Raw genomic sequence first — 10,776 nt, forward strand, 5'->3', positions numbered from 1 at the left:
GAGGAGCCACCCTTGGCTGCTGAGCTGCACGTCGAGCTGGTCGCCGCGGACCGCAGTGTCTGGTCCGGCGAGGCCACCCTGGTCGTCGCGCGCACCACGTCCGGCGACATCGGCGTCATGCCCGGTCACCAGCCGCTTCTGGGTGTGCTGGAATCGGGCCCGGTGACGATCCGTACGAGTGACGGCCGGACCGTGGTCGCCGCTGTGCACGGCGGTTTCATCTCGTTCGCGGACGACAAGCTCTCGCTGCTCGCCGAGATCGCGGAGCTGGCGGACGAGATCGATGTCCAGCGCGCCGAGCGTGCGCTGGAGCGCGCGAAGTCGGACACGGACGCCGCCTCCGAGCGGCGCGCCGAAGTGCGACTGCGTGCGGTGGCGGTGCGCTAGCGCCCCGCGACCACGTAGCTTTACCCTCAGCCGCGGCCCGAGCTGGAGACCCCTCCAGACCGTGTCGCGGCTGAGGCGATGCAGGTGCGGTTGTAGTTCTGGCGGTATCCGTTACTCGACAACGCGAGGAGGTCGGTGGAGATGTTCCTCGCGCTGTGGGTGGGCGGGCTGATCGTCGCACTGGTCCTGATTGGACTCTTCGTCTTCGGTCTGCGCCGGCGGCTGATTCAGCGCTCCGGCGGGACCTTCGACTGCAGCCTGCGCTGGAACGTGTCCGAGGAACCCGATCTCTCGGGCAAGGGCTGGGTGTACGGGGTGGCCCGGTACAGCGAGGACCGGATCAATTGGTTCCGCGTCTTCTCCTACGCTCCTCGACCCCGCCGGGTCCTGGAGCGTTCTGCGATCGAGGTGGTCGCCCGGCGGCTCCCCGAGGGCGAGGAGGAGCTCGCGCTGCTCTCCGACGCCGTGGTGCTCGGCTGCCTTCACGGGGAGACCCGCCTGGAGCTGGCCATGAGCGACGACGCGCTGACCGGATTCCTCGCCTGGCTGGAGGCGGCTCCGCCCGGCCAGCGGGTCAACGTGGCCTAGAGCGGCGGGCTCCGCCCGGCCGGCGGGTCAACGTGGCCCAGAGGGGCGGCTCGCTCCGCCCGGCCGGCGGGTCAACGTGGCCCAGACATGGGAAAACCGGGGAGACGGGGGGCGGACCCGTCTCCCCGGTTGCTTTCCGGGGTGCCGCACGGTGCTGGTGGGGGCTTCGGACCGGGCGGCCTGCTTCAGACCGTGGGGGTTACTTCAGACCGCTGTTGATGGCTCCGACGAGCTCACCGTTGGCGGTGTCGCCGCTGAACTCCCAGAAGAACGCGCCTCCCAGGCCCTGGCCCTTGGCCCAGGTCATCTTGGACGCGATGGTGGCGGGGGTGTCGTAGCTCCACCAGTTGGTGCCGCAGTGGGCGTACGCGGTGCCGGCGACGGTGCCGGTCGCGGGGCAGCTGTTCTTGAGGACCTTGTAGTCCTCGATGCCGGCCTCGTAGGTGCCGGGGGCGGCTCCGGTGGCGGTGCCGCCGGGGGTGGCCTGGGTGACGCCGGTCCAGCCGCGGCCGTAGAAGCCGATGCCGAGCAGCAGCTTGGACGCGGGGACGCCCTGGGCCTTCAGCTTGGCGATGGCGTCGGCGGAGCTGAAGCCGGCCTTCGGGATGCCGTCGTAGGCGGTGAGCGGGGAGTGTGGGGCGGTCGGGCCCTTCGCGTCCCAGGCGCCGAAGAAGTCGTACGTCATCACGTTGTACCAGTCCAGGGACTGGGCGGCGCCGGCGTAGTCGGCGGCGTCGATCTTGCCGCCGTCGGATCCGTCGGCGGTGATGGCGGCGGTCACCAGGTTGTTGCTGCCGAACTTCGAGCGCAGCGCCGAGGTGAGGCCCTTCAGTGCGGCCGGGCCGCTGGTGTCACAGGTCAGGCCGCAGGCGTTGGGGTACTCCCAGTCGATGTCGATGCCGTCGAAGACATCGGCCCAGCGGGGGTCCTCCACCAGCTTGTAGCAGGAGTCGGCGAACGCGGCCGGGTTCTTCGCGGCCTCACCGAAGCCGCCGGACCAGGTCCAGCCGCCGAAGGACCACAGCACCTTGATGTTCGGGTACTTCGCCTTGAGCTTGCGCAGCTGGTTGAAGCTGCCGCGCAGCGGCTGGTCCCAGGTGTCGGCGACGCCGTCGACGGACTTGTCGGCGGTGTACGCCATGTCGTAGTCGGCGTAGGAGTCACCGATGGTGCACTTGCCGCCCTGGACGTTGCCGAAGGCGTAGTTGATGTGCGTGATCTTCGCGGCGGAACCCGAGGTGTCCAGGTTCTTGACGTGGTAGTTCCGGCCGTAGACGCCCCAGTCGGTGAAGTAACCGAGGTTGACCTTGCCGCCGGTGCCGGGGTCGGGGTTGCCGCCCCCGCCGGTGGTGCGGACCTTGACGGCGCCACTGACCGGGCCGGTCTGGCCGGCGGTGTCACGGGCCTGCACGGTGTACGAGTAGTCGGTGCCGGCCTTGAGGCCGGAGTCCGTGTACGTCGTGCCGGTGACGGTCGAGACGACCGTGCCGTCCCGCAGCACGTCGTAGTTCTTGACGCCGTTGTCGTCGGTCGCGGCGGTCCAGCTCAGCTTGGCCGAGGTGTCGGTGACGGCGCTCGCGGTGGGGGTGCCCGGTGCCGAGGGGGCGTTGTCGCCGGGGACGCTGCCGCCGTCGCAGGAGGCGCCGTTCAGCTTGCAGCCGGTGGGGGCGCCGGGGCCGGTGCCGTTGAAGCCGAAGCTGACGGAGGCGCCGGGGGCGACCGAACCGTTCCAGCCGAGGTTCTTGGCGGTCCAGTGGGTTCCGGAGCTGGTGACGGTGGCGTCCCAGGCGGAGCCGACCGCGGTGCCGGAGGGGAAGTCCCACTCGATGGTCCAGGAGGACAGGGCGGTGGTGCCGGTGTTCTTCACCGTCCACTGGCCCTCGAAGCCGCTGCCCCAGTCGGACTTCTTGACGAACGAGGCGGTCGCCGAGGTGGCGGCCTCGGCGGGGGAGGCCAGGCCGACCATCGCGGCGAGCGGGAGCAGCAGCGCGGTGAGGCCCGCTACCGCTCTTGATCTGGTGGCTCTGCCGGTCCCGAATCTGAATCGGGTCCGGCGTAGGGGGGTTTCAGTGCTCAACGGTGCTCCTCGGGTGAGGTCCGGACAAACGGGGGTGGTCCGTCGACTGCAAACCCTGCGCCGCCCTGAGCGCGCCTTGTCATGGCGTGCTCACCGCAGTGTGCTCGGTGAGATTAGGAAGGTCTGGACCAATCGTCAAGAGGTCCAGACCATGGAACATGCCCTACCGGTGGGTCACCGGATCCCCAACTCCTGTGCCAGTACGGCCGCCTGGACCCGGCTGCGCAGCTCCAGCTTGCCCAGCAGCCTGCTCACATGGGTCTTCGCCGTCGCCTCCGCCATGGAGAGCCGGACCGCGATCTCGGCATTGGACAGACCTTCGCCGAGACAGCCCAGAACCTCCCGCTCCCGCCGGGTGAGCACGTCGAGCACCGAGGGGTCGGGTTCGTTCACCGCCGGTACGGGAGAGGCCCCGGCGAACTCGGCGATCAGCCGGCGCGTCACGGCCGGGGCGATCAGCCCCTCGCCGCGCGCCACCGTCCGTACGGCGTCCAGCAGATCGCGTGCGTCGGTGTTCTTCAGCAGGAAGCCGGCGGCCCCCGCCCGCAGCGCCCCGAAGACGTACTCGTCCAGGTCGAACGTGGTCAGCACCAGTACGTCCGCGAGCCGTTCGGCCACCACCTGCCCGGTCGCCGACACCCCGTCCAGCCGCGGCATCTGAATGTCCATCAGCACCAGGTCCGGCCGGAGCTCGCGGGCCAGCCGCACCGCCTCCTCGCCGTCCCCGGCCTCGCCCACGACCTCGATGTCGGGGGCGCTGCGCAGAATGAGCACCAGTCCCGCCCGTACGGCCGACTGGTCCTCGGCGACCACAACCCGGATCCTCATGTCCCCGACACCCTTTCCTCCACGGGCAGTTCGGCCCGTACCCGCCAGATCTTCGTACCGCTGCCGGTGGCCGAGGGGGCGGCCTCGATCGTGCCGCCCAGCAACGCCACCCGCTCCCGCATCCCCACCAGACCGGCCCCGGAGCCGGGTGCGCGCGGCCCGGGGCGCTCCCCGAACACGCTGCTGACCTCCACCGTGAGCAGTTGCCCCACCTGCCCGATCCGCACCGTGACCGGGCCGGGGGCGGCATGCTTGAGCGCGTTCGTCAGGGATTCCTGGACGATTCGGTACGCGGCCAGCTCGACCGGCGTGGGCAGTGTGCAGGCCTCGGTCCGGGTGTCCTCGAACGTGCAGGTCAGCCCGCTGGAAGCGGCGTTCGTACGGGTCTGCTCGATCAGTGCGTCCAGCGAGGCGAGAGTGGGGGAGGCGGCCGGTTCCAGCGCGTTGCCCCCGGTGCGCAGCAGCCCGATCAGCCGGCGCATCTCGGCGAGCCCGTCGACGCTGTTCTCCCGGATCACCCCCAGGGCGTCGCGGGAGGTGGCCGGGTCGTCGATGGAGAGCGCGGCGGTGGAGTGGATGGCGATCGCGGAGAGGTGGTTGGCCACCATGTCGTGGAGTTCGCGGGCCATCCGGGTGCGCTCGGCGGTCACCGCCTGGGCCCGGTCCATCTCGGCCAGCAGCGCGGTCTGTTCGGCGTGCAGCCGGGCCGTCTCGGCGGCGTCGCGGTGGTTGCGGACGCTGACACCGGTGAGGGCGGGCAGGAACGACACCATTGCGGTGACGACGCCGATGAGCAGTGCCTGGGCGTTGCGGAACCAGGCCAGGAACCCGATGGTGATCGCGATCGTGATCAGGAACGTGGTCACCGGGATGCGGCGGGCGGCGGACGGCGTCCCGTACAGCACGGCCGCGTACATGAGGTCCGTGAACATCAGGACCGTCGCCAGGTTCCCGACCGTGAACTGGTCCGCGACCAGTGCGAGCGTGCCGATGACCAGGGCCGTCTGCGGGGCGGTCCGGCGCAGCAGTTCGAGCGCCGACATGACGGCGAGCGGCAGCAGGGAGACCCACGGGGCGGCGAAGGCCCGGTTGCCCTGGAGGCTCAGGCCGAGCGCCCACAGGACGAAGCCGCCGAGGAGACCGATGACCGCCAGGAGCACGTCGTGGCGGTGCGGCCGGGGAAGGGAGAGCACCCTCCCATCCAACACGGCGGCCCGCGCCCGGACGTCCGTACCAGGGGCGAGGCGCGAGTACATCGAAGGATGCAGTCGCGGTTCGTCATCGCAGACGACGAATCGGGGCGGCGCGGCCGGGACGCTGGAGGGGAACGGGAAGGAGAAGTGCCGTGATCGTCACGCTGATCGTGCTCTGCGAAGTCGCCTTCTGGGTGCTGCTGGCCGCGGGGCTCGCGCTGCGGTACTGGGCGAAGAAGCCGGGGCTGGGCGCGGCCGTGCTGCTGTGCGAGCCGCTGCTGGAGGTCGTACTGCTGGTGGTGACCGCCATCGACCTGAAGAACGGGGCGCAGCCCGACTGGAAGCACGGGCTGGCCGCGGTCTACATCGGCTTCACGGTGGGGCTCGGCCACTCCACGATCCGCTGGGTCGACTCCCGGGTCGCGCACCGCTTCGCGGACGGGCCGCCGCCGGTGAAGCCGCCGAAGTACGGCATGGCGCGCGCGGTGCACGAGTGGAAGGCCGCGGCGCGCTGGACGGTCGCGGCGGCGACGGCGCTGGCGCTGCTCCAGGCGGCCGTCTGGTACGTGGGCGGGGACGGCGATGTGTCGTCGTTGCAGGCCTGGCAGCAGAAGATGCTGTTCGTGATCGGGCTCAACGTGATCATCGCGGGGAGCTACACGCTGTTCCCGAAGACGGCGCCGGGCCCGGGGCCGTCGAGCTGACCCCGGGCCGTCCCGGTCCGCGGGCCGGGACGGCTACCGCTCGCCGCCCGGCACCCACAGCACGTCGCCGACCTCCTTGTTCGCGGTCCGCGCGAGGATGAACAGCAGGTCGGAGAGCCGGTTGAGGTACGTCGCGGTCAGTGCGTTCATCACCTCGCCGTGCACCTCCAGCGCCGCCCAGGTGGACCGCTCCGCGCGCCGGACCACCGTGCACGCCTGGTGCAGCAGCGCCGCACCGGGCGTGCCGCCAGGCAGGATGAAGCTGCGCAGCTTCTCCAGCTGCTCCAGGAAGTGGTCGCAGTCCGCCTCCAGCTTGTCGACGTAGCTCTGCTCCACCCGCAGCGGCGGGTACTTCGGGTCCTCGACCACCGGGGTCGACAGGTCCGCGCCCACGTCGAACAGGTCGTTCTGCACACGGACGAGGACCTTCACGACGTCCTCGGGGAGCTGCCCGAGCGCGATCGCGGTCCCGATGACGGCATTGGCCTCGTTGGCGTCGGCGTAGGCGGAGATCCGCAGATCGGTCTTGGCGGTCCGGCTCATGTCGCCGAGGGCGGTGGTGCCCTGGTCGCCGGTGCGCGTGTAGATGCGTGTCAGATTGACCATGCGGCCAGCCTAGTCAGACGCCCGCTCTCCGGAAGACGCGCGTGCCGGCTGTCACGGAGACCGCCGCGAAGCCGAGCGAGACCAGCACCCCGTACAGCATGTGCGCGGTGGTGTACGACCCCACGTACGCGTCCCGCACCGCGTCCACGAGGTAGCGGAACGGCGTGAGGTGCGAGAGCACATCCAACCAGCCGGGGCCCAGCGTCATCGGGAGCATCAGGCCGGACAGCAGCATGGACGGCATGGTGAGCGAGTTGATCACCGGACCGAACTCCTGCGGGCTGCCGACCTTCATGGCCAGGGCGTACGAGAGCGAGGCCAGCGAGACGGTCAGCAGACCGACGAAGGCGAAGCCGATCAGCACCCCGGGCAGGGGGGCGCGCAGCCCCATGACCAGGGCGGTGAGCACCAGCAGCACCGCCTGGAACATGAAGAGCAGCGCATCGCGCAGGACCCGGCCCAGGAGCAGCGCCGGCCGGCTGACCGGGGTCACCCGCATCCGCTCCACGACCCCGGTCGACTTGTCGATGATGATGGCGAACCCGGCGAACGAGGCGCCGAAGAGGCCGAGCTGGAGCAGCAGCCCGGGGACCAGGACCTGCCAGGAGTCGCCGGCCGAACCGAGCGGCAGCCCGGTGAGCAGCGGACCGAAGAAGAGCAGGTAGAGCAGCGGCATCAGGATGCCGAAGAGGATCTGGAACTTCGAGCGCAGGGTCTGCCGGGCGTACCGCCCGAAGACGAGCGCGGTGTCGTGGAGAAGCATCGGATTCCTTCAGCGGTTCGGCGGTTCGGTGATGCGTGGCCCGGCGGTTCGGCGGCCGGGGCCGCGCGTCCTCTAGACGGCGAGGGGTGCGGCGTCGACCGGCGCGGGGGAGCGGCCGGTGATCGCGAGGAACGCCTCCTGGAGGGAGGCGGCGGGCGAGCCCGCGTACCGGGACTTCAGCGCGGCCGGTGTGCCCTCGGCCACGACCAGGCCGTCGTCGACCACGACGAGCCGGTCCGCGAGCGCGTCGGCCTCGTCGAGGTAGTGGGTGGTGAGCACGACGGCCGTGCCGTATGTGTCCCGCAGCCGGCGCACCAGTTCCCACAGGTCGGTGCGGCTGCCCGGGTCGAGCCCGGTGGTCGGCTCGTCGAGGAAGAGCACCGCCGGGCGGTGGGTGAGCCCCAGCGCGATGTCCAGCCGCCGGCGCTGGCCCCCGGAGAGCGTCGCCGTCTTCCGGTCGAGCAGCTCGCAAAGACCCAGTTCGGCGGCGAGTTCCGCGGCCCGGGACGCTGCCGCCGCCTTGCCGAGCCGGTAGAGCCGGCCCTGGGTGACCAGCTCCTCCCGGACGCTGATCTGGGGGTCGACGCCGCCCGACTGGGCCACGTACCCGCACTTCTCCCGTACGCCCGCGGGGTCGGCGAGCAGATCGTGACCGGCGACGGTGGCCGCGCCGCCGGTGGGGGCGAGCAGCGTGGTGAGCATGCGCAGGGTGGTGGTCTTGCCCGCACCGTTGGGGCCGAGGAGTCCGACGATCTCGCCGGCCGCGACCGTCATGTCGATGGAACGTACGGCCTCCACCGGACCGGTCCTGGTGTCGAAGGTCCGGGCGAGCCCGGCCGTGCTGATGATTGGCATAGTGACCACAAAATCAGAGTCACTTAAAAATTGCAATGACACCAAATATTGAGGAACCCCAGGAGCGCCCTACGATGGGGCCATGGCTGAGGGACTCAGGGAGCGCAAGAAGCGCCAGACCAGACAGCACCTCTCGGACGTGGCCACCGGTCTCTTCCTGGAGCAGGGCTTCGACGCGGTCACGATCGCCGAGATCGCCCGCGCCGCCGACGTCTCGGTGAACACGGTCTACAACTACTTCCCGACCAAGGAGGACCTCTTCCTCGACCGCAGTCAGGGCATCGTCGACCGTCTCTCGCGGTACGTCCGGGGCCGGGACCGGGGCGAGTCCGCGGCCGACGCCGTCCTGCGCGAACTGCGCATCCAGGTCGAGGGCGTCTCGCCCACCGTCGGCCTGATGGAGGGTTACGAACGCTTCATGCGGGTCATCGAGGGCGCGGACGGACTCAAGGCCCGCCTCTGGCACGTACAGCAGGAGGTTCTCCGGCATCTGGAGGCGACGCTCCAGGAGGAGTCCGGGGCGGAGCCGGGAGACCCGGCGCCGGTTCTGGTGGCCGGTCAGCTCGCCTGGGTGTACAGCACGCTCATGGCGTACATCGGCCGCGAGATGGTGGCCGGCCGCAGGGCGGGCGAGGTGTCCAGGGACGCGCTCGTCCTGCTCGACGACATCGAGGAGCTGCTCGGCGAAAAGGTCCTCAACTACGCCCGGCGCGCCACCGAATGAGGGGTGCCGGTGTGATGTCCGTCATGTGAGACGTGACGCGCATCTCTTCACGGCCCCAGCGCCCCTCACGGGTACTAATCTCCGCCGGAGAGCATATGAAAAACCGTTGAGGGCCGTGCAGGGACCAGCTGCAGAGGCGAACAGAAACCAAGGGGTGCAGACGTGGCCAGGAAGCTCGCCGTCATCGGAGCCGGACTCATGGGGTCCGGCATCGCGCAGGTCTCCGCCCAGGCGGGCTGGGACGTGGTGCTGCGTGATGTCACCGACGAGGCCCTGGCCCGTGGCCGTGACGGCATCGAGGCGTCGTACGGCAAGTTCGTCTCCAAGGGCAAGCTGGACGCGGCCGACGCCGAGGCCGCGCTCGCCCGCATCACGACCACCACCGACCTCGACGCGGTCGCCGACGCGGATGTCGTCGTCGAGGCCGTCTTCGAGAAGCTGGAGGTCAAGCACGAGATCTTCCGGGCACTCGACAAGATCGTCCGGGACGACGCGGTGCTCGCCTCCAACACCTCGGCCATCCCGATCACCAAGATCGCGGCCGTGACCGAGCGCCCCGAGCGCGTCGTCGGTGTGCACTTCTTCTCGCCGGTCCCGATGATGCAGCTCTGCGAACTCGTCCGCGGCTACAAGACCAGCGACGAAACCCTCGCCACCGCGCGGGAGTTCGCCGAGTCCGTCGGCAAGACCTGCATCGTCGTCAACCGCGACGTCGCCGGCTTCGTCACCACCCGGCTGATCTCGGCGCTCGTCGTCGAGGCCGCCAAGCTGTACGAGTCGGGCGTCGCCTCGGCCGAGGACATCGACATCGCCTGCAAGCTGGGCTTCGGCCACGCCATGGGACCGCTCGCCACCGCGGACCTGACCGGCGTCGACATCCTGCTGCACGCCACCGGCAACATCTACACCGAGTCGCAGGACGAGAAGTTCGCCGCGCCGGAGCTGATGCGCCGGATGGTGGATGCAGGTGACATCGGCCGCAAGAGCGGGCAGGGCTTCTACACGTACTGATCGTTTTCGGTCCTCCGGTTGCCTGATCTGCCGTCGATCGGGCCCGGAGGCACGAGGGGAGTCTCCCGGAACCAATGGATCCGGGCGGACCCCCGCAGTTCCGCGGTCACCCCACGGGGTGAATTCGGTATCGGTTCGCTTACAGACGGCAACTTCCCTGTCTCTGCCGCAGTCAGTTGTGGCAGAGACAGAACAGACAGACGAACCTTGCTACGGAGCATTACAGGGGAGCGCATATGCACATCAGGGGCGACCACGCCGAGCTGGTCGTCGGGGGCCGCCTCGACGTCCGAAGCGCGGCGGACGCCCGTACGGCCCTGCACTCGGCCCTCGACGACGGCGTCGGCGACCTGGTGCTCGACCTGACCGAGCTGGATTCCTGGGACGCCACCGGACTCGGCGTCATCATGGGCGCACACCGCCGGGCCGGCCGGGCCGGGCGGCGACTGGTGCTCCGCGGCGTGCCGCCGCAGATGCAGCGCCTGCTGGTGGCGACCCGGCTGCACCGCATCCTGGCCATCGAGGGCGGCATCGCCGCGGACTCGCTGCCCCGCGTCTAGACCCCGGGGCCTCTCGTCCGGATCGGGCCGGGCCCGCGCGCCCGGGCGCACGCCACGGGCAAAAGCGCACAATCCGCACGAGAACGTGCGCTTCGGGCGGCGTGACCCCCCCGACTGTGACGGGACACCGTGCGACCGTCTAGGGTTCGGCCGTCCGCCGATTGACGATCCCACCGGGCGGACACCGGACCGGAAGCGACAGCGGGGCGTGCGAGGCCGGAGGGGCAATCGTGCGCGACGCGTCTGGGGGCTTTGGCGATGGACCCGACACACCGGGGACCGGAAGAGTACGGCCGGGACAACGGCGGCTCCGGCGAGGGGCCCGGCCGCAGACGGCCGGCCCGCGACCAGCTGACCCCGGAGCCCGACCGGCCGACGCCGCCGGCCCGCGTCGTCAGGCTCATATCGGGCGACTACCTCCTCACCGTCAACCCGATCGACGGCAGCGAGGTCGAGCTGTGCCCGCCGGGGGAGCAGCCC

Annotated in this window: 13 protein-coding genes; 7 read left to right on the forward strand and 6 right to left on the reverse strand. The window is 70.4% G+C overall.

Going from position 1 to position 10,776, the window contains the following annotated elements; translation table 11 throughout:
* Window positions 1-12 precede the first annotated feature (12 nt).
* Window positions 13-387 (forward strand): F0F1 ATP synthase subunit epsilon, encoded by a 375-nt coding sequence (locus AADR41_RS12595; protein ID WP_148839239.1) that lies wholly within the window; start codon window positions 13-15, stop codon window positions 385-387.
* Between the two features lie 141 nt (window positions 388-528).
* Complete coding sequence (locus AADR41_RS12600; protein WP_342281463.1) at window positions 529-975, forward strand: DUF2550 domain-containing protein; 447 nt, start codon at window positions 529-531, stop codon at window positions 973-975.
* A 199-nt stretch (window positions 976-1,174) separates the two neighbouring features.
* Here AADR41_RS12600 and AADR41_RS12605 read toward each other — a convergent pair whose 3' ends face one another.
* From AADR41_RS12605 to AADR41_RS12615, 3 genes are all read right to left on the reverse strand, one after another.
* Window positions 1,175-3,052: a glycoside hydrolase family 18 chitinase gene (locus AADR41_RS12605; protein WP_342281453.1), complete on the reverse strand. Its 1,878-nt coding sequence runs from the start codon at window positions 3,050-3,052 to the stop codon at window positions 1,175-1,177.
* Window positions 3,053-3,226: 174 nt separating this feature from the next.
* A complete protein-coding gene (locus AADR41_RS12610; protein WP_342281454.1) occupies window positions 3,227-3,880 on the reverse strand; it encodes a response regulator transcription factor in 654 nt (217 codons plus the stop codon).
* Entirely contained in the window at window positions 3,877-5,073 is a 1,197-nt protein-coding gene (locus AADR41_RS12615) for a sensor histidine kinase (RefSeq protein ID WP_342281455.1), read from the reverse strand. The genes AADR41_RS12610 and AADR41_RS12615 overlap by 4 nt, the downstream gene beginning before the upstream one ends.
* Before the next feature lie 152 nt (window positions 5,074-5,225).
* Here AADR41_RS12615 and AADR41_RS12620 point away from each other — a divergent pair, with 152 nt between their 5' ends.
* Complete coding sequence (locus AADR41_RS12620) at window positions 5,226-5,777, forward strand: hypothetical protein (protein WP_342281456.1); 552 nt, start codon at window positions 5,226-5,228, stop codon at window positions 5,775-5,777.
* A 33-nt stretch (window positions 5,778-5,810) separates the two neighbouring features.
* On the opposite strand, the gene AADR41_RS12625 is transcribed toward AADR41_RS12620, so the two are convergent.
* From AADR41_RS12625 to AADR41_RS12635, 3 genes are all read right to left on the reverse strand, one after another.
* Window positions 5,811-6,383: a cob(I)yrinic acid a,c-diamide adenosyltransferase gene (locus AADR41_RS12625; protein ID WP_259931864.1), complete on the reverse strand. Its 573-nt coding sequence runs from the start codon at window positions 6,381-6,383 to the stop codon at window positions 5,811-5,813.
* Between the two features lie 13 nt (window positions 6,384-6,396).
* On the reverse strand, window positions 6,397-7,146 hold the full coding sequence (locus tag AADR41_RS12630) for an ABC transporter permease (protein WP_342281457.1): 750 nt from the start codon (window positions 7,144-7,146) through the stop codon (window positions 6,397-6,399).
* Between the two features lie 72 nt (window positions 7,147-7,218).
* On the reverse strand, window positions 7,219-8,001 hold the full coding sequence (locus tag AADR41_RS12635) for an ABC transporter ATP-binding protein (protein ID WP_342281458.1): 783 nt from the start codon (window positions 7,999-8,001) through the stop codon (window positions 7,219-7,221).
* An 82-nt stretch (window positions 8,002-8,083) separates the two neighbouring features.
* Here AADR41_RS12635 and AADR41_RS12640 point away from each other — a divergent pair, with 82 nt between their 5' ends.
* The 4 genes from AADR41_RS12640 to AADR41_RS12655 all read left to right on the forward strand — a co-directional run.
* On the forward strand, window positions 8,084-8,725 hold the full coding sequence (locus AADR41_RS12640; RefSeq protein ID WP_342281459.1) for a TetR/AcrR family transcriptional regulator: 642 nt from the start codon (window positions 8,084-8,086) through the stop codon (window positions 8,723-8,725).
* 162 nt (window positions 8,726-8,887) lie between these two features.
* Window positions 8,888-9,736, forward strand: a complete 849-nt coding sequence (locus AADR41_RS12645) for a 3-hydroxyacyl-CoA dehydrogenase family protein (RefSeq protein WP_124716351.1) — start codon at window positions 8,888-8,890, stop codon at window positions 9,734-9,736.
* A gap of 236 nt (window positions 9,737-9,972) precedes the next feature.
* Window positions 9,973-10,296, forward strand: coding sequence for an STAS domain-containing protein (locus AADR41_RS12650; protein WP_072486732.1), 324 nt, complete (start codon window positions 9,973-9,975; stop codon window positions 10,294-10,296).
* Window positions 10,297-10,554: 258 nt separating this feature from the next.
* Window positions 10,555-10,776: hypothetical protein (locus AADR41_RS12655; protein WP_342281460.1), on the forward strand; the 222-nt coding region annotated here is incomplete at its 3' end.

Origin of the sequence: Streptomyces sp. CLV115 (genome assembly GCF_038448545.1) — a bacterium.
Taxonomy (GTDB): Bacteria; Actinomycetota; Actinomycetes; order Streptomycetales; family Streptomycetaceae; genus Streptomyces; species Streptomyces sanglieri.